Below are 18,732 nucleotides of genomic sequence, written 5' to 3' on the forward strand. Positions count from 1 at the left end.
TCCTTCAATCCAGAGTATAGAATGGACGTAGCGTCCAATGCTATTTATCGTTCGGTAATGATTCCTGTTTTGATGCCGATGTATCAGCTCGCATTGTACGGAAAGGGCGGTATTGGGAAATCGACCATGGCTGCCAACATGTCGGTCGCCCTGGCAAGGAAAGGCAAGAGGATCATGCAGGTAGGATGCGATCCAAAGCACGATTCTACCAGGTTGCTCCTCAATGGTAAGGCGCAGCCGACCGTACTCGATTATGTCCGCAACACCCCTATCGGCAAAAGGAAACTGGAAGATCTCATAATGACAGGTACGGACGGGGTCCTTTGCACCGAGGCAGGAGGTCCTGAGCCCGGTATCGGCTGTGCCGGACGCGGTATCCTGACAACATTCGATACCCTGAAGAAGCTGGGTGCGGACGAATTGGATGTCGACATGAAGATCTACGATGTTCTCGGGGATGTGGTCTGTGGAGGATTCGCTGTTCCGCTCAGAGGCGAATATGCTGACGGGATTATTCTGGTCACATCAGGCGAATTCATGGCGATGTATGCTGCCAACAATATCATGAAAGGTCTCGGGAACTTCGATACGGGCTCTCCTCGTTTGATCGGTATCATACTCAATTCGCGCGGAGTTGAAGGCGAGGAGGAGCTGGTCAGGAGATTCGCATCCGCAACAGGTACGGAGGTAATCGCGGTCATTCCCAGGGACGGGCTCTTTGCCGAAGCGGAAGGGAACGGACATACCGTCAGAGAGATGTTCCCTGATTCCAAGATATCAGAGTCTATCGATTCTATAGCACAGAGGATCATCGATGTTTCGGAAGGGAAGAGGGATTGCGTCTATCCCAAACCATTGAACGATGACCAGCTTTCGGATCTGGCCGCTGGAAGGGAGATACGTTCGGGAGAGCCGCCGGCACCGACACGAGATTCTTGCGGCGGATGCGGAGGATGCAAGAGGTCGATCAAGGACTCTCGCATCATGATGTCATGTGCCGCGTACGGTGCCCTTTCTGCATACATGAAGGTAAGGGATTACGCCGTAGTGCTGCACGGACCTGAGAGCTGCCTGTACTTCATGGATACGTCCAGGAGCAAGGCGATAGTGGAGCTCTATGACAAAGACATATTCCCGACCGTGCCCACACACAACATAAGGTGCACAATGATGGACGACGCCGTCTCCATCTTCGGAGGCGTGAAGTATCTGGAGAAGGCACTTCTGGATACTATAGCTGATGGCCACACGAGGATCGCTGTCATCACTACATGCATGCCGGGAATAATCGGGGACGATTGCATTAGCGTCATAGACAGGATCATGAAACAGAATCCCGGGGTGGAGATTCAATACGTGCCTGCCGACGGAGACATATGCGGCGAATATACGGACGGATTCATGATGGCTGTCTCCAACATTGTACAGGATATCGACCTGGATGTAAAACCGGAGAAGAGTCTGGTGAATCTCATAGGTACGTCTTTCTTTGATCTGCATACAAAGAAGCATACCGAGGAATTGGACAGGATGCTCGGGAGTTTCGGACTGAAGGTCAACTGCAGATTCCTGGACGAGACCGAGTATGAGAAAGTGAAGAACTTCTGCCGTGCGTCGACAGATATGCTTATCACGGATACTGCGAACAACAGGGAAATCTATGAGCACATCCGCCATCGTACCGGAAGGGAACTCCTTCAGATACCTCTGCCGGTAGGATTGTATGATTACGAGGAATGGCTGGACCGTATCGGGAAGCTCGTCGGCATGGACAAGGAGGCCAAGGAGGAGATCGCCCGTGTAGAAGCCGAGTACGATTCCTTCGTTAAGGATCACAGGTCCCGTTTTGAGGGCAAGAGGATCATAATCATCAACAAACTGTCCTTCAACGTGGATTGGCTGATAGACATCCTGATTGATCTGGGAGCGGAACTTCCGCTCATCGCTGCTCAGCCGAGCGCTAGACGGAAGAAGATCGAGTTTGTGTCACGTCATATGGACATGATAACCACAGAATACGATACCGATCGCTTCGTGGAGGACATAAGGGCTCTGAAACCAGATCTTATAATCTCCGATATCGCAAGGCAGAACGAAGGGATACGCTTCGCCAGAGTGGGAAAGATAGGTCTCGGTGTCAGGCCCACCCTTGAATACGCGGAGTATCTGGAGAACATCATTCGTCTTCCCGAGGAGGAGGGCTGGAAGAGGGGGAGTCTAGAATGAAGAGGACGTTGCCCGACGGATTCGTAGGTGCTGTGATGGCGGTAGAGAGCATCTCCGATGCAGTCGCATTCCTTCATGGTCCCGGAGGATGCAGAGTAAGATTCATGGTCTACTCCAGCGCAGTATTCCCGAGGATCAGGCTTGAGGAGAACGACAGCTACTTCATTCCGTACTTCTGCGGATATCCAAGGGTCCCCGCTACATATCTGGACGAATACGATTACATCAACGGAGCCTACTATAAGTTGGAGGAGGGTCTTCCTATTGTGGACAGCAAGGATCCCGGTCTGATAGTCATAATAAATTCGCCCGGTGCCGCGCTCATCGGCGATAACCATGAACGTGCGATCAGAGAAGCAGGTCTGGAGGACAGGGCCATATTCATGGACGAATCATTGGTCTCCATACCCATGACGCAAGGCTACGACCATACTTTGCTGGAGATAATGAAGCATCTTAACCCGGTCAAGGAGAGGACTGACAAGGACACTGTCAATCTGATCGGCATGACCGTAATGGACAAGGATTTCAAGGCCGCCATAGACGAGATGACGGAGAACATAGAATTCATGGGATTGAAAGTAAGATGCGTCCCGGGTGCTGGAGCGGATCTTGATGGTCTCAAGGATTCGGTCAATTCTGAGTACTGCGTGGTGGTATGTCCGGAAGCATGTCAGGACCTTTCTGAATACTATCGGTCTAAAGGTCTGAAGATAATACGTTCGGAAGCTGGGGCGCCTGTGGGATTCGATGCCACCGAGGCTTTCTACAGGAAGATAGCCGAGGTCACAGGCAAGGATGCATCGATCCCGATCTCGAAAGTCTCCAAGGCGAGGGACACGATCTATCAGAAGTTCGTAGGTATGAGGTATAACGCCCTCCGCATCAAAGGGTTGAAGTTCTCTGCGGCAGGCATCGCATCGGTCGTCAGACCCCTGTCGGAATGGCTGTACAGCTATCTTGCGGTAGCACCGGTGGCCGTTGATGTCGATCCCGGTGCGGATCAGTCGGAATCCGAGAAGCTCAAGCAGTTCCTTGAATCGGTTGATTACGGGCAATCCTTTGGAGTCGAACCTAAGGTCGGTTCGGACATAGTTCTCTGCGAAGGCATCACAGCTACAACGATGAGGCTCAACGGCGAATGCAAGATAGGTATACCGATAGGTCACTCCTCAATGGGCCTAGACGATGTGATCCCCCGTCCGATTTACGGCATCCAGGGTGCTTTGTACATCCTCGATGAGATACTCCACGGTGTCCGCAGTTCCTGATCAAACCTTCCTGGTCTTCAGCAGGTAGTAGTCCAAGGCGAAGAACGCTATTCCGAATGCGATCAATACGACCAAGGATATCCATGGGAAGTCCGGGATCGCATCCGGCAGACAAGCTGCCCTTATCATGAGACTGGAGTGAGTGAGCGGCAGACAGTACAGTATGGCCTGGAATACGATATTCAGGGAGTCGACTGAGAAGAACGTTCCGCACAGGAATGTCATCGGGAGGATGACCAGGCTGTTGAATGTTGCCATGCTCGCATGTGATTTCGCAATCAATGCAGCTGCCATTCCCAACATGGAGAATACGACGCAGCTCAGGATCACGCATATGACAGCTAAAGGTGTGAGGGCGAGATCCGGGGCCAGGAATAGTCCTAGAGCGTACATCACGAAGCACCCTAGGATCCCTCTTATGAATCCGAGCATGCTCTTGCCGAAGATGATGGCAGCGTTACTGAGCGGGCACATCATCATCTCGTCGAAGCTCCTGTAGTAGAGTCTCTGAACGTTGATTCTTGCCGATGTGGATGAGAATGACGAGGACATCGAGGTCAGGGCCATGATACCAGGGATGACGAATGCAATGTAAGAGACCCCTATCTCCGTTTCTCCGGACCTGAGTCCGTACCCGAAGGCGATTAGGTACAGCAGAGGAGTCATGATAGTCATTATCAGTGTATTCCAGAAGGTGTGCTTCAGATACATGATGTCCGACCAAGCTACATGATACACTTGGTGGAAGAAGTCTGTATTTCTGACGTATTCGGTCATCTCTGATCACCTACCGATTTACCGGTGAGCTCAACGAAGACGTCCTCCAGGGTCGTCCTCCTCATGACGGCGTCCTCTAGCTTATTGTCTGTAACATACTGCTGGGCATCATGCATCGAATTGAAGTACTTGTACACGGTCTTCTTCCCTTCCAGGTTCTCTACGCACATCTTTCCCGTCCTGTCAATCAGCGCTCTCGGGGTATCCAATGCGATGATCTTTCCGCGATCTATGATGCCGACCCTGTCGCATAGGACCTGAGCCTCTTCGATGTAGTGGGTGGTGAGGACGATGGTGGTCCCAGTGGCATTCAGTCTCTTCACGACATCCCAGAGCAGACGCCTCGCGTTGATGTCAAGACCTGTCGTGGGTTCGTCCAGGAACAGGACCTTGGGCTGATGGAGCATCGCGCACACGATGGCCGCCCTCTTCTTCCATCCCCCCGATAATGAATCGACGGGCTTGTCCAGATATTCCCCCAATCCGAAGTATTCAGTGAGTTCAGAGATCCTCTCGTCCCTTTCCTTTTTGCCCATGCCGTGATACATCGCATGTGAGATCATGTTCTCGCGGATGGTGAGATCCTTATCAAGGGAGATCTGCTGCTGTATGACTCCGATGTACTGCTTCGCATGAGTCTGGTCCTTGATGATATCAACACCGTTCACCAGGACCTGTCCAGAAGTGATGTTGGTGAGCGTGGAGATGCATCTTACGGTGGTTGTTTTTCCTGCACCGTTGGGGCCCAGGAAACCGAACAGCTCACCGTCATGCACGGAGAATGATATCCCGTCAACGGCCGTCTTGTCCCCGTACTTCTTCACGAGATTGTTTATCTCTATCACATCGCCCATTATGCTCACTTCAGATGAATGGTAGGATATAACCCCCAGAACTCTATTTGAGCATATCGTCGTTAGGGAGACCTAATTTACTTAGAGGATTCTGCCATCCCTTCCGATGACAGTCTCTTCGAGCGGTATGTTCTTTCCAGAAGCTTCGATAGAAGCGTGCACAATTCTGGTCAGTTGACTGCAGCAAGGGACTTCCATCCTTATGACCTTGATCTTTTCGATTGGGTTCTCTTTTAAGATCTCTGTCAATTTGTCAAATCTTGCTCTGTCATCGAGTTTGGGGCATCCTATGATCAAAGGATCGTTTCCGACGAATTGCTGTTTGAAGTTGTCGACCTTGAAGGCGGTACAGTCTGCTCCAACAACCAATGTATCTTTGAGGAAGTCCGATTTGGGCGATACGAGAGCAAGTTGGATCGGCCACTGTACTCCAGGGGCAGACATCATGTTTGGACCATTCATCACAATTGGTTGGATTAATGGAGTTACCATCGAAGCAGATGGGACATCCACGAAAGAAATCGCATCCTGTGGACATGCGGGAAGACAATCTCCCATCCCGTCACAGTAATTGGGCCTGACAAGCTTGGCCTTGCCGTTTACAAGGGCAAGTGCGCCTTCATGGCATGCTTCTATGCAAAGCCCGCATCCATCGCATTTGGATTCATCGATCTTTATCGTCTTGGCCATGCATATAGATTAAAATTTGGGATTTAAACGGGTCGGTATCTGAACAGAAACTCAGAGTGCCCCTTCCCTCAGGATGACGTGTGGGCGCCCTTCATCCTCGATGATACTGCACTTGACATCATAAACGGTTTCTATATTCTCCTTTGTTATAACATCCTCAGGCTTGCCTGTGGCGAATATCTTTCCGTCCTTCATCATGATGATGCTGTCCGCATATTTCGCTGCAATGTTCAGGTCGTGGCATATCATTATTACAAGGACGCCGTCCTCGTGAGAGATGTCACGGAGGAGCTTGGTGACACCTAGCTGATGTTTCACATCCAGGTTTGCAGTAGGTTCATCTAGAAGGAGGATCTCGGGCTGCTGCACAAGACCGCGGGCCAACATAACCTTCTGATGTTGTCCTGCACTCAGTTCGTTGAATTTTGAATCTGCCAGGTCGTCTATGCCTAGGCGCTTCAGCATGGAATATACAATCCTCACATCATCTCTTGTTGCTTTCCAGTTGCTATGGGGATGGCGTCCGAGGAGAACGGCGTCTACTACACTCATGGGGAAGATATCGGACGATGCATACGGGACATACCCGACCTTCTGGGCCATCTCCTTCATGCGGTAATCATAAGAGTCTTTCCCGTCTATGAATACATGCCCTTCTGGTTTAAGGATACGATCAATACAGTAAATCAGAGTGGATTTACCGACCCCGTTAGGTCCAAGGATTGCAACAAGCTGTGCCCCTTCGTATTCTGCGGAGATGCCTTCTAGGACTTTCTTGCTCGGATAGGAAAATCCAACACCATTGAGTTTTAATTCCATAATTATTCCTCGTTTTTACGATTCTTATCTTCCCCATCCGCCCGTCCTTATTTTGAACAGGAAATAAAGGAATACGGGGCTTCCAATTAATGCTGTTACTGCTCCTACAGGAAGACCGGCACCGAATGACCTGGCAAGAGTATCTGCTGCAACCAGAAGGAAAGCGCCGGTTATTGCTGAACATGGGATCAGTGCGTTTGTTCTCGAACCTACAAGTAGTCTCGAAATATGGGGGACGACCAGTCCTACGAATCCGATGGATCCTGAAAAACTGACGGCGATGGAGGTGCACGCCGATACGATGACCATGCAGACGAGCCTGGTCCTTTTCGGATTCGTTCCCAGGGAGATCGCCATGTTGTCTCCGGCCGACATAACATCTAGTTTCTTAGAATGGGTAACTGTCAGAATCAGAAGTATTACTACTGAAAGAATGAGCAGAGGTATCGCTCCCCAAGTCACTTTGGAGACTGATCCGATGCTCCATTCTATGATTTGCTGAAGAACTTCCGGTTCCGCATTATATTTCAGAACCATGGTAAACGCGGAGAAAATATACATCATTGCGATTCCGATGAGGATCAGCATTGTCGGGGTTGTTTTCCTTTTTACCGATATCGCTATCATCATAGCGCAGGGAATCATGGAGAAAACGAATGCGTTGAAGACTAGTCCTGAATTGTCCGGAAGAGGTAGCAGTATGATTCCGAGTGTCAAACTGATGGTTACACCGAAAAGTGCCGCCGATGAGATTCCTGTGGTATATGGGTCTGCTAACGGGTTGCGCACGCAGTACTGCATGATAGCTCCACTAACTCCAAGAATGCATCCTATAAAGGCGGCACCGATAACTCTAGGAAGTGTACCTTCGAATATTAGAGTGTCCCTTATGCGCTCATAATAGTTGCTGGGCTCAATCCCCTGAAGATGTTTGATAATTACTTCCCAGGATTCTGCGAAAGATATTCCAAAAGACAACACACTTACCGAGTATGCCGATATTGCTATGGTGATGATCACTACGGTCAGGATCGCAATCCATCTCCTTCTAGATCTGGCCATATAACGGTCTTCTGCTTCTTCACCATACATAGGAATTCTTCCTAATTATCAAGTAGAGGAAAATCGGAGCACCTATCAGCGAAAGTGCAGCACCGATTGGTATGTTGTCGTAATCAGAGACTGCTCTGCATCCCATGTCCGCCAAGAGCATCAGAAGTATGGCGAGGCAGGATGCTGCGGGAATCACATAGCGGTTATCTGAACCAATCACCATGCGCACTATGTGAGGCGTTACCAGACCTACAAAACCAATAACACCCGCACAGCCCACGATGGCACCAACGATAAACGCTATGGCAACCAAGCAGATGATACGTAGATTATCTGGATCGACACCGAGACTTGTAGCGCTAGCATCGCCTAGAGACAAGAGGTTGAGTTGTTTGGACAGGAATGTGACAACTAATGAACCTACGGTCACGAAGAGGATTACGACCGGAAGAACATCCCAACCCACGGAACTCAGTGTTCCTGTTTGCCATGTGTAGATCACAGTTAGGGTCTCCGCGTCCACTGTGACAAGCAGGAATGTGTTTAGTGAGTTGAACAAATATGATAGGGCCACTCCTGCTAGGATCAGTGTTGAGGGTGATGACCTTGTCTTAGGAGACAGAAGAACAACCACAGCCATCGGAATCAAAGAAAATAGGAAAGATAAGATGACAATAGTTAGGCTGTCTCCATAATTGATAGAAAGGCCGATTACGACCGCTACCGCCAGACCTAAACAGGCTCCGGATGACACTCCGACCGTGTAGGGGTCCGCTAAAGGATTGTTCATTAGACTCTGCATTGATGCTCCTGCTATCGCCAATCCGATAGCGGCAACCACTGTGAATAACATCCTGGGGAGGGAGTTTCCCCAGATGTATGTGTCATCGAACCATTCCTTTGTGTAGATCTCATATTCTACGCCACATAGGTGGTTATAGATCACTTCGAGGACTTCGATGAAGCTCAAGTGACGGCCATTGACTGTCATAGAGAAAATAGCAACCACAATTGTTGCTAAAATCATTAATAAAAGGATAAGGAGTTTGTTCCTGGCAGAAGAGATGTAGCCTTCTGCCAGGTCGTCTTCGGATTCTATGTAGTTGTTAACTTTCGATTCTATAGACTCCTCAGACATTTCGAATTCACATCGCTTCGATATCAGATTGGCTCAAGACGAAGTCCAGTTCACTGACCTTATAGAGGCCCCCCATGAACTTGTCGACGAATTCCTGGTGGAGTTTGTCTGCATCTTCGAAAGAGTACACATCTGGGTAGAGAATAGCGGCAGTGTACAGGACACGAGCCACAATCGGCATATCTCCAGATGTGTGCCAAACATTCTTGGACTCATAGGCCTTGAAGTTTTTGAAGTAACCAAGTTGTTTCTGCATTTCTTCGGTATTCCAATTTGCCGAATCATCATACCATGAAGCTTTCAAGAATCCTGAGCCCGTCCTGTATGCAATTATGACGTCTCCTTGATACTTATCTTCGTATACACGTGAATCGTACCTAGAATCGCTCTGATCGAAGTATATGGTGGATCCAGCATCTGACCAGATGGGGTAGATGGCTCCTGCTTGAGTGAGGTAGGCGGTGTAGTCAGAGGATGGCCCAGATAGATATGTGTAGTATGCGGTACCGGTTGCCTTGACCTTTTCAGTGACCTTGTCTGTCTTTTTTGCGAGGTCCTTGTAGACTTTGGTGGTCCACTCAGCTACTTCCTGTGCTGCAGTATCCTTCTGGAAGAGGAATCCGATCAGCAAGAGCGCGGAACAGTAGTCATCGGGGTCGGGTGTGGCATGCTCCAGCCTTACGACATCAAGGTTGTATCTCTCTTCTAATTCCTTCTCAGAGAGTCCCTTCTTTCCGTCGAGGTAACCCTTGTTATCTGCAGTAAGGACGCAGGTGGTTCCGGGATTTGCCTCAAGGCACCCTACTAGAGGTGTCTCGTCGATGTACATGGTACTGGAACCAAGTGAGGGCATTGCTGCATAATCGGGCCAAATGATCTTGTCTGGAGGAGAACCGGAGGAGTAGTTAATTCCAACGATGTTTTCCTTAATTCCAGTTATCTGATACATGATGAGCGCGTTTGCTGCACCGTTGGCTATCGTCTTAGATACCGGCCACTTGGTGGATGCAACATATGTTCCGCTCGGATAAGTAGTAGTGTCCGTTGTGTGGTTCAGGTGGTAGATCTTAGTGTTGTATCCTTTGAGGATTGCATTGACCTGTTCCAAATCATCTTGGTCGACCTTTCCGTCAAAGTTGGCATCTGCAAGAGGATACTTCTCGAGTGTGTAGCCATCCTCGCCTTTGATAATCTTGTTGATGACTGTCTTGTCAGCCTCGTCGATCTTGTAGTCGTTGTCGGCGTTTCCGTAGACTTCGAGTGCGGCATCAATGCTCGCGCCTTTGTTAGATCCGTTGTTGAAGATCATGAAGGCGGCGATACCTGCCACGACCAGAACGAGGACAACAACGACAGCAATGATTTTAGTCGTGTTCTCATTCATAATATCACTTGGATAGATATTCCAGCACCATATTGGAAGAAGATGTATTTACGATTGGCGCTATAAACTAGTTAAGAGTAGGTTATAAATAGGAAATTGTGTCCGTTTAGTAATTATTCTCTGAAACAGATAAAGTTGCGTTACCAGTATTCAGTTTTTGATAGTATTAAACTTACTTAATGAAGGGCGAAATGATAAACAGTTGGCTTATATCTCCTATGGCCATTATCCTCCAGCAGTGAGGTGTAATTATGGACAAACTTCTCTTCCCGTTCGTTTCCATAGTTGGTCAGGAGGACATGAAAAAGGCCCTTCTCCTCAACATAGTCGATCCAAGCATCGGAGGCGCCCTTCTGAAAGGTGAGAAGGGTACAGCAAAATCCACGACGGTTCGTTCTCTGGCGCAGATACTTCCTTTCAGAGAGACCGTGGAGGGATGCCCCTTCAATTGCGATCCAAACAAGCCCGATACCCTCTGTCCTGAATGTGCTGAGAAGGTCAAACAGGGCAAACAGCTGCAGGTCGCTAAGAACCGTATGAGGGTCGTGGAGCTCCCTCTGAGCGCTACGGAGGATCGTGTAGCAGGAACCTTGGACATCGAACATGTCCTGAAGACCGGTGAGAAGAAGTTCGAACCGGGAGTATTGGCGCAGGCCAACGGGAACCTGCTGTATGTGGACGAGGTCAATCTCCTGGACGATCACATCGTCGATCTGCTTTTGGACTCCGCGGCAATGGGAGTCAACTATGTCGAAAGGGAAGGAGTTTCTTTCGCCCACGCCGCACGTTTCATCCTGGTCGGGACCATGAACCCTGAGGAAGGGGAGCTTAGACCACAGCTCTTAGACAGGTTCGGATTGTCCGTGGATGTCAAAGGCGACAAGGATATGGATGTCCGCATGGAAGTCGTGAAGAGGAGGGTCGCATTCGACATGGATCCCGCCCAGTACACCAAATCCTGCAAGGACGAATCAGATAAGCTCATGGAGAGGCTCACACAGGCCCGTGAGAATGTCTTCAAGGTCTCTGCCGATGATTCCATCATCAAGGCTATTGTAACGATCACTACCTCGTTCGGAATCGACGGTCATAGAGCAGACATTACGATGCTGAAGGCAGCCAAGGCCAATGCTGCGCTGGAAGGCAGGAAAGAGGTCACCAAGGATGACCTCAGGGCGGTGGCGGCACTTGTGCTGTCCCATCGCATGAGGCGCAGGCCTTTCGAGGAGGCCGCGTTCGATACGGAGGAACTCGAGAGATGCCTCCAGTCTATCTGAGGGCGTTCCCGTTCTCAGCGGTCCTCGGCATGGATGATGCCAAGAGGGCCATGCAATGCATCCTGGTGAACCCTAACCTCAGAACGGTGATGATAAGGGGCGGACAGGGAACAGCGAAGACCGTTCTGGCAAGGTCCGTTGGCCGTATCTCGGGGAAGAGTATAATCAACGTTCCCGTCAACGTCTCCGAGGAACAGCTGTTCGGCGGAATGGATATCGATAGGACCATAAAATCGGGCAAGGCAGTGATGCAGCCGGGGATATTGTCCAGGGCGGATGGGAACATCCTTTACGTGGACGATGTAAATCTGATGGATCAGAGGATGCTGCTTTCGCTTTTGAACGCGGTCATTGACGGAAGTGTGGTGCTGGAGAGGGAGGGCATCTCTGCGGAATACGCTGTGGACACGGTATTGATCGCAACCATGAATCCTTCCGATTCGGACGTCGACTCTCATGTATTGGATCGTTTCGATCTCTGCGCATATGCGTCGTTCCCCGACGACGAATCCCAGAAAGCGGAGATTCTCAGAAGGAATTCGGAATTCCAGAGGGATCCAGCAGGGTTCACAGAGAGATACGCGGAAGAGGAGGAGAAGCTCGCCTCCAATATCGAACGTTCAAAGAAGATCCTGCCGCTGGTCACGATGACCGACGATCTGATCGGGGTATCTGTCGAATTGGCATCCAAGGTCTTGGCCGACGGATATCGCGGTGACATCGCGATGGTGAATACTTCGAAGGCATTGGCAGCCCTCAACGGCCGCGATGAGGTCATGAAAAAGGATGTGGAAGAGGCGGCAATGCTCTGTCTGGCCCATAGGAGGAACTATGTTCAGGAACAGCAGCAGGAGCCCCCGCCTCAAGAGCCTGACGAGCCCCCGGAGGACCAAGAGGAGCCTCCGGACTAGCCCCCAGAAGAGTAGGAACAGCAGCAGGATGAGCCCGAGGAGCCCGAACAGGAGCAGCAGGAGCCTCCGCCGGACATGGACTTCCAACAGCTGCTGGATGACATGGTGTTCGAGATTGGGGACCAATTCAGAGTCATTGACTATCTCAACGATGGGAGAAGGAAAGTATCCAAGACGTCTGCCAAGAAAGGCCGCAGGATGATGGTCGAGAGTTCGAATTCGTCGGGACGCTACGCACGCTCGAGGATACCTTCCGAGAAGACGCACGACATCGCATTCGATGCCACCGTCAGGGCGGCTGCACCCTATCAGAGGAGCAGGGAGCATACAGGATTGGCGATTAACATAAAGGAACAGGATGTGAGGGAAAAGGTCCGCGAGATGCGTGCAGGCTGTACTATCCTTTTCCTTGTGGATGCCAGCGGTTCTTTGGGGGTGAGGAAGAGGATGTCCGCTGTCAAGGGGGCTATACTCTCAATGCTCAGGGACAGCTATGTCAAGAGGGACAGGATCGGGATGATGGCCTTCAGGCGCGATTCCGCCGAACTCATCCTTCCGCCCACGAGGTCCGTAGAGTACAGCTACAGGAAGCTGGAGGAGATGCCGACCGGAGGGAAGACGCCCCTGTCGGAGGCACTTGTGACCGTCAACGAGTACATGACATCCTATTCCCGTTCTCACATGGGGGAGATGTGCTATATCGTGGTGATAACGGACGGGCGTGCGAACGTTCCCTTGGAAGAGGGAGTCAACGCCAACGATGAGGTCCTGAAACTGGCAGAGGATATGGCGATTCCGCAGGTCAAGTGGATAATAATCGATGCGAGTGCGGGATTCATAAGGTTCGATAACGCAGAGAGATTGGCGCAGGCCCTGGGAGGCACATATTTCCGTCTGGAGGATTTGAACGCCGACCGTCTGGCCGAAAGTGTGAGGGCGGTCATCCGCTGAGGTGGTTCGGATGAGGTACGTCAATATCTCCATAGGGACGATGGACAGCTTCCTGATGAACAAGGCTGTCCAGGAAGTTCGTGAAATGGGCTATGATATAGACTACCGTAATTTCGACAACACCGATCTGGACGAGGATCCCCTTTTCCTCGCTGATGCCATACAATTCATCTCCGGAGCCGATTTCGTCACGATAAAGGTCCACGGTGATACGACCTATTGCAAGAAGTTCGATAAGATCAGGGACGCTCTGGAAGTGCATCATGTGTGTATGCATCTGAGCTGTACCGACGACTGCGTCACCGAAGCCTTCAGGGACTTCTTCCTGGGAACGGATGAAGAGTACGACCTTGTGATGAGATACGCGGTCCTGGGGGGAGATGACAATTTCATATCGCTCCTCAAGTGGGCATTGAACAGATTCGACGGTCTGAATCTCGCGATCGATCCGCCGAAGTGTCCGCTCACCGAAGGTGTGTATTATCCGGGAAAGGAACCTTTCACATTCAGCGATTACATCTCCGGACTGGATCCGGATAAACCCAACATAGGCATCTTCTTTTATCAGAAACAGTGGGTGAACGGCAATCTTGACAACATCGACGGTCTGATAAGGGCAGTCGAGAGATTGGGCGGGAATCCCATTGCGATGTTCTTCAACACCTTGGAGGGGAAGATTGACGGTTCCAAGGGGATCAAGAGGATCCTCAGGGAGGATATGACTGTCGACGGAAGGCCCGTGTTGGATGCTGTGATCAACACTATGAGCTTCAGTATGACCCTCGTGGCGACACCGGGTGTCGGGGACCAGGTCTGCGAGGACAATCATTTCCTTGACTATGGTGCACCGGTCCTTCAGGCGATGACCATGGTCAGTACAGAGGATTACTGGAGGGAGCATCTTGAAGGCCTGTCGCCCGCCGAGATAGCATATGATGTCGTGCATCCGGAGTTCGACGGGCAGATAATCACGGTCCCCTCTTCAAGCATGGAGATTGCGAAGGACGGGACCCGCTACTACCATTCCATAGAGGACAGGGCCTTGCGCATAGCGGATATGGCCATAATGTGGGGTAGACTCCGTCATATCAAGAACAGGGACAGGAAGGTCGCCATCCTGCTCTACCAGTATCCTCCCAAGAATGCGGATGCGGGAGGTGCCGCAGGTTTAGATACCTTCGCAAGCGTCGTCAACATACTTCACAGAATGAAAGATGACGGATACGATGTCGGCGATTCGATCCCGGAGACTCCCAAGGAACTCGTGGACATAATGCTGTCCGGACTGACCAACGATTCTGATTGGATCTCCCAAGAGGAGATTAGGAGACGTTCTGTGGATCTGATCCCCCCTCAGCAGTACGATGAATGGTACCGGGAGCTTTCCGAGAAAGTTCGCACCCGTCTCGAGCAGGACTGGGGGAAACCGCCCGGGGAGTTCTATTCGGTAGGAAAGGACATAATCGTTCCCGGAACGGTTTTCGGCAACATCATCGTAGGATTCCAACCCGATAGGGGAAGGGACATCCAGGCCAATTACCACGACCCGAACTGTGTCCACCCCCATCAGTATTATGCATACTACAAGTGGCTGAGGTATGATTTCGGTGCGGATGCGGTCATCCATGTCGGTACCCACGGCACATTGGAATGGCTCCCAGGAAAGTCCGTAGCGCTAAGTGGCGATTGTTCGCCGGATTATATCCTCACCTCGCTCCCGGACATCTACCCTTATGTCATAGGCAATCCCGGCGAGGGGATACAGGCTAAGAGACGTGCTGCAGCGGTGATCATCGACCATATGATCCCAACTATGACTCGTGCGGGAGGGTATGACGAGATCTTGGAATTGGAGGGGACGCTTCAGAATTTCATGAATGCCAAAGCCCAGGGCCAAGATCAGAACTTGGGATTCATCAGGGAGAAGCTCAGGGAGATCCTGACCAGGATGGACATGTACAAGGATCTCAAACTGGATCCAGGATGCGATGACGATACACTGGATTCCAGATTCGACGATCTGTATGACTATGTGGTCGATATCAAGGAGAATCTGATCAAGGACGGACTCCATATCCTAGGGAGCGTATCCGAAGGGAAGAGGATGGAGGAGGATGTGTACAGTCTTGTCCGTGTTCCGAACGGCGATGTGCCGTCGTTGCGTGAATCCATCGCGAATGCCTTGGGATATGATATTCTGGACATTCAGAGGAACGCATCGCAGAGAGATGATGCGGGTGTGCTCAAAGGACAGATCCTGGAGGATGTAGAGGTCCGCACAGAGAGCCTGATATCAGAGATGGCTTCCCACGATTTCAAGAAGGATGAGTGTCTGCGTCTAGTCGAGGAATACGGTCCCACGGAGGATCTTGTGAAGGTCATCTCATTCATCTGCGATGAGCTGCATCCGAACCTGATGAAGATGGGTAACGAGATCGACAGCGTGATGTTGGGTCTCGAGGGGAAGTTCGTAGAACCCGGTCCGTCAGGCTGTCCGACCAGAGGAAGGGCCCAGATACTGCCAACCGGAAGGAATTTCTACTCCATAGATCCCGATGCGATCCCTTGGCATTCCAGCTGGGAGATCGGAAAGACGATGGCAGATCAGATGCTGGAGCGCTATGTCGATCAGCACGGAGCATATCCGAAGAACATCGGCATAGTGATGTGGGCGACAGACACGATGAAGACCGGCGGAGACGACACGGCTTACGTCCTGTGGCTTCTAGGCATCCGTCCTGTATGGACAGGATATGCCGGACGCGTCAAGGACCTCGAAGTGATCCCCGTATCGGAATTGGGAAGGCCAAGGATAGACGTTACACTGAGGATCAGCGGATTGTTCAGGGACACATTCCCCAATCTGGTCAGGATGATCGACCGCGCGGTCCAGAAGGTGGCATCTTTGGACGAATCCGAAGAGGAGAACTACCTGTTGGCGAATCTCCGCAGAGATATCGTCGAAGCTATAGAGGAAGGGATCCCGGAGGATCAGGCCAGAGAGGATGCGATGATACGCATATTCGGCGATGCACCAGGATCGTACGGTTCAGGCACCAATATACTGGTCAGGACATCTGATTGGAAGGACCAGTCGGAGATAGGAGACATCTATCGCAGCTACGGCGAGTATGCATACGGTCTCGGAAGGTCAGGTGAAAGGAAACCGGAAGCTTTCAGACGCAGATTGATGAGCATGGATGTGACCGTGAAGAACAGCGTCAGCCGCGAGTACGACATGTTCGATAACGATGACGTTTACACCGATCTGGGAGGGATGAATGCGGCCGTGAAGTCGCTTCGCGGCGAGCTGCCGATGTCAGTGATCGGATTCTCAGCGGACACTTCCAACATCAAGACCAAGACGATAGATGAGGAAGGCCGTTACATTTTCCGCAGCAAGATCAACAATCCGAAATGGGTCGAAGGTCTGAAGCAGCATGGATTCAAGGGTGCGCAGGAGATCTCAAAGATGGCTGAGTACGTGTTCGGCTGGGATGCCACATCAGATATCATCGAGGACTGGGAGTACAAGTCGATAGCAGACAATTTCCTGTTCAACAAAGAAAATGCAGAATGGTTCAGGGATGCGAACCCCTATGCAATGATGGAGGTCACCCAAAGACTCTTGGAAGCGATCTATAGAGGCATGTGGGATGCTGACAAGGAGATGAAGGAGAAGATTCTCAACTTGTTTGAGGAACTGGAAGGGGACCTGGAGGGGATGAATGATGGATGAGTCATCCTTATCTTCTTTCAAGGTCATGAGGGGGCTGTCATGAGCAATATCATCGAAGTTAGGGATCTTGTCGTAAAATTCGGCGATTTCACAGCCGTGGATGGCATAAGCTTCGATGTCAAAGAAGGGGAGATCTTCGGATTCCTCGGTCCCAACGGTGCGGGAAAGACAACATCAATCCGCACCATTACGACGATTCAGAAATACGTGTCCGGTTCGGTCGTTATTGATGGGCATGACATCAGGACGGATTATCTGGAGGCTAGGAAGCTTATAGGAATTGCCCAGCAGCATATTTCGCTGGACACTGAACTTACGGTCCGCCAGAATCTCAAGCATCATGCGATCATGCATAAGATACCGTCAAAGGATATCGATCGCATCATAACAGAGAAGGCCAGCATCCTAGGTCTGGAGGAATACATGGACCGTAAGGTGATGAACCTGTCAGGAGGCTGGAAAAGGAAGACGGCCATAGTCTGTGCTATCATCCACCAGCCGAAGATCCTGCTTTTGGATGAGCCCACAGCGGGGTTGGACACCCGCTCGAGACATATGCTGTGGGAGCTCGTCAGGAAACTGAATCTGGGCGGTACTACGATATTCCTCACTACCCACTACATCGAGGAGGCAGAGTCCCTCTGCGACAGGGTAGCTGTCATAGATCACGGAAAGTTGATTGCGATAGGTACGGTCGATGAGCTCAGGGACAGGGTAGGAAGGATCTCGGTAGAAACTACCGAAGATGACGGGAGACGCAAGGTCGTCTATTTCAAGGACATGGCCAGCGCCAAGGAGTATTCGCAGACTCTGGGTGACAAGATGTTCAACATTAGGAGAACGTCCCTTGAGGATGTTTACCTAGAACTTACCGGGGGGACGATACAATGAGTATCCTCGATGAGGCCTATCGTGTGGCATGGGGTGACCTCGTTTACATGAAAGGTAACATGGTAGAGGTTCTCCTGTCCTCTTTGGTAGGGCCTTTGCTCTATCTGCTGGCGTTCGGTTTCGGTGTCGGAGGGAGTATGGACGATCCTCAGGCATACGTGATGTATATCGTGCCTGGTATCGTTGCCCTGACAACACTGTCAGCAACATTCAGCACCGTATCGATGAAGATCCTGGTCCAGAGGATGTTCTATATGAGCTTCGATGAGATGCTCCTCTGTCCCCTGCATATCTCCTCCATCATTTTGGGAAAGACAATTCAGGGAATGTTAAGGGCATTGATCAGTTGCACAATCCTTCTGATTGTAGGGTGGCTTCTTTCTCCGCAGGTGGTCATAAGCCCGTGGATATTCGTCGTGATCATTCTCGCAGGATTGATGTTCTCTCTGCTAGGGATGTTGGCAGGAATGCTGGCCAAGAAGACGCAGTCTCTGTCATTATTCTCAAGCGTGGTCGTTATACCTATGACTTTCCTATGCGGTACACTATTTGATTCAAACACACTGCCTACCGCCGCAGCATATGTGATTTATGCGCTTCCTCTCACTCATGTGAGTAATCTGATGAGGGGAATAATGCTCCCAGATTACAGCGTAGGCATGGATTCTGTAGTGATTATGGCGGCATATATCGTTGTGCTGTATCTGGTCTGCTATTATATGATTAAGAACAACAAATGCTGAGGAATCCA

General features: G+C 50.7%; 13 protein-coding genes and 1 pseudogene. 7 read left to right on the forward strand and 7 right to left on the reverse strand.

Annotated elements, in window-relative coordinates; genetic code table 11:
• The first annotated feature begins 21 nt into the window (after positions 1-21).
• Both E7Z62_02245 and E7Z62_02250 read left to right on the forward strand, forming a co-directional pair.
• On the forward strand, positions 22-2,226 hold the full coding sequence (locus E7Z62_02245) for a hypothetical protein (protein MBE6521937.1): 2,205 nt from the start codon (positions 22-24) through the stop codon (positions 2,224-2,226).
• Positions 2,223-3,497 (forward strand): hypothetical protein, encoded by a 1,275-nt coding sequence (locus E7Z62_02250; GenBank protein MBE6521938.1) that lies wholly within the window; start codon positions 2,223-2,225, stop codon positions 3,495-3,497. The genes E7Z62_02245 and E7Z62_02250 overlap by 4 nt, the downstream gene beginning before the upstream one ends.
• Here the strand turns inward: E7Z62_02250 and E7Z62_02255 are convergent, their stop codons facing one another.
• From E7Z62_02255 to E7Z62_02285, 7 genes are all read right to left on the reverse strand, one after another.
• Entirely contained in the window at positions 3,498-4,274 is a 777-nt protein-coding gene (locus E7Z62_02255) for an ABC transporter (protein ID MBE6521939.1), read from the reverse strand.
• Positions 4,271-5,128 carry an ABC transporter ATP-binding protein gene (locus tag E7Z62_02260; GenBank protein ID MBE6521940.1) on the reverse strand — a complete coding sequence of 286 codons (858 nt, stop codon included), beginning with the start codon at positions 5,126-5,128 and terminating at the stop codon, positions 4,271-4,273. Before E7Z62_02260 ends, E7Z62_02255 begins: the two co-directional genes overlap by 4 nt.
• Before the next feature lie 81 nt (positions 5,129-5,209).
• A complete protein-coding gene (locus tag E7Z62_02265; GenBank protein MBE6521941.1) occupies positions 5,210-5,818 on the reverse strand; it encodes a 4Fe-4S dicluster domain-containing protein in 609 nt (202 codons plus the stop codon).
• A gap of 51 nt (positions 5,819-5,869) precedes the next feature.
• Entirely contained in the window at positions 5,870-6,637 is a 768-nt protein-coding gene (locus E7Z62_02270) for an ABC transporter ATP-binding protein (protein ID MBE6521942.1), read from the reverse strand.
• A 24-nt stretch (positions 6,638-6,661) separates the two neighbouring features.
• On the reverse strand, positions 6,662-7,729 hold the full coding sequence (locus E7Z62_02275; protein ID MBE6521943.1) for an iron ABC transporter permease: 1,068 nt from the start codon (positions 7,727-7,729) through the stop codon (positions 6,662-6,664).
• Positions 7,719-8,828, reverse strand: a complete 1,110-nt coding sequence (locus E7Z62_02280; protein MBE6521944.1) for an iron ABC transporter permease — start codon at positions 8,826-8,828, stop codon at positions 7,719-7,721. The genes E7Z62_02275 and E7Z62_02280 overlap by 11 nt, the downstream gene beginning before the upstream one ends.
• Before the next feature lie 7 nt (positions 8,829-8,835).
• Positions 8,836-10,212, reverse strand: coding sequence for a hypothetical protein (locus E7Z62_02285; protein ID MBE6521945.1), 1,377 nt, complete (start codon positions 10,210-10,212; stop codon positions 8,836-8,838).
• A 251-nt stretch (positions 10,213-10,463) separates the two neighbouring features.
• Between E7Z62_02285 and E7Z62_02290 the strand changes: the two genes are divergently transcribed.
• From E7Z62_02290 to E7Z62_02310, 5 genes and pseudogenes are all read left to right on the forward strand, one after another.
• A complete protein-coding gene (locus E7Z62_02290) occupies positions 10,464-11,489 on the forward strand; it encodes a magnesium chelatase ATPase subunit I (protein MBE6521946.1) in 1,026 nt (341 codons plus the stop codon).
• 29 nt (positions 11,490-11,518) lie between these two features.
• Positions 11,519-13,351: pseudogene (locus E7Z62_02295) on the forward strand (VWA domain-containing protein).
• A gap of 10 nt (positions 13,352-13,361) precedes the next feature.
• On the forward strand, positions 13,362-17,090 hold the full coding sequence (cobN, locus tag E7Z62_02300) for a cobaltochelatase subunit CobN (protein ID MBE6521947.1): 3,729 nt from the start codon (positions 13,362-13,364) through the stop codon (positions 17,088-17,090).
• Between the two features lie 39 nt (positions 17,091-17,129).
• Positions 17,130-17,981 (forward strand): ABC transporter ATP-binding protein, encoded by an 852-nt coding sequence (locus E7Z62_02305; protein ID MBE6521948.1) that lies wholly within the window; start codon positions 17,130-17,132, stop codon positions 17,979-17,981.
• Positions 17,978-18,724, forward strand: coding sequence for an ABC transporter (locus E7Z62_02310; GenBank protein ID MBE6521949.1), 747 nt, complete (start codon positions 17,978-17,980; stop codon positions 18,722-18,724). The genes E7Z62_02305 and E7Z62_02310 overlap by 4 nt, the downstream gene beginning before the upstream one ends.
• The last annotated feature ends 8 nt before the right edge of the window (positions 18,725-18,732 follow it).

It is taken from the genome of Thermoplasmata archaeon, assembly GCA_015063285.1.
In the GTDB taxonomy this organism is placed as follows: domain Archaea; phylum Thermoplasmatota; class Thermoplasmata; order Methanomassiliicoccales; family Methanomethylophilaceae; genus Methanoprimaticola.

Excerpts from the sequence above, each read along its gene's own strand:
- E7Z62_02290 (MBE6521946.1), top strand. The coding sequence starts at position 10,464 with ATGGACAAACTTCTCTTCCCGTTCGTTTCCATAGTTGGTCAGGAGGAC.
- E7Z62_02310 (MBE6521949.1), top strand. The coding sequence starts at position 17,978 with ATGAGTATCCTCGATGAGGCCTATCGTGTGGCATGGGGTGACCTCGTT.
- E7Z62_02265 (MBE6521941.1), bottom strand. The coding sequence starts at position 5,818 with ATGGCCAAGACGATAAAGATCGATGAATCCAAATGCGATGGATGCGGG.
- E7Z62_02255 (MBE6521939.1), bottom strand. The coding sequence starts at position 4,274 with ATGACCGAATACGTCAGAAATACAGACTTCTTCCACCAAGTGTATCAT.
- E7Z62_02285 (MBE6521945.1), bottom strand. The coding sequence starts at position 10,212 with ATGAATGAGAACACGACTAAAATCATTGCTGTCGTTGTTGTCCTCGTT.
- E7Z62_02260 (MBE6521940.1), bottom strand. The coding sequence starts at position 5,128 with ATGGGCGATGTGATAGAGATAAACAATCTCGTGAAGAAGTACGGGGAC.
- E7Z62_02275 (MBE6521943.1), bottom strand. The coding sequence starts at position 7,729 with ATGTATGGTGAAGAAGCAGAAGACCGTTATATGGCCAGATCTAGAAGG.
- cobN (MBE6521947.1), top strand. The coding sequence starts at position 13,362 with ATGAGGTACGTCAATATCTCCATAGGGACGATGGACAGCTTCCTGATG.
- E7Z62_02250 (MBE6521938.1), top strand. The coding sequence starts at position 2,223 with ATGAAGAGGACGTTGCCCGACGGATTCGTAGGTGCTGTGATGGCGGTA.
- E7Z62_02305 (MBE6521948.1), top strand. The coding sequence starts at position 17,130 with ATGAGCAATATCATCGAAGTTAGGGATCTTGTCGTAAAATTCGGCGAT.
- E7Z62_02270 (MBE6521942.1), bottom strand. The coding sequence starts at position 6,637 with ATGGAATTAAAACTCAATGGTGTTGGATTTTCCTATCCGAGCAAGAAA.
- E7Z62_02280 (MBE6521944.1), bottom strand. The coding sequence starts at position 8,828 with ATGTCTGAGGAGTCTATAGAATCGAAAGTTAACAACTACATAGAATCC.
- E7Z62_02245 (MBE6521937.1), top strand. The coding sequence starts at position 22 with ATGGACGTAGCGTCCAATGCTATTTATCGTTCGGTAATGATTCCTGTT.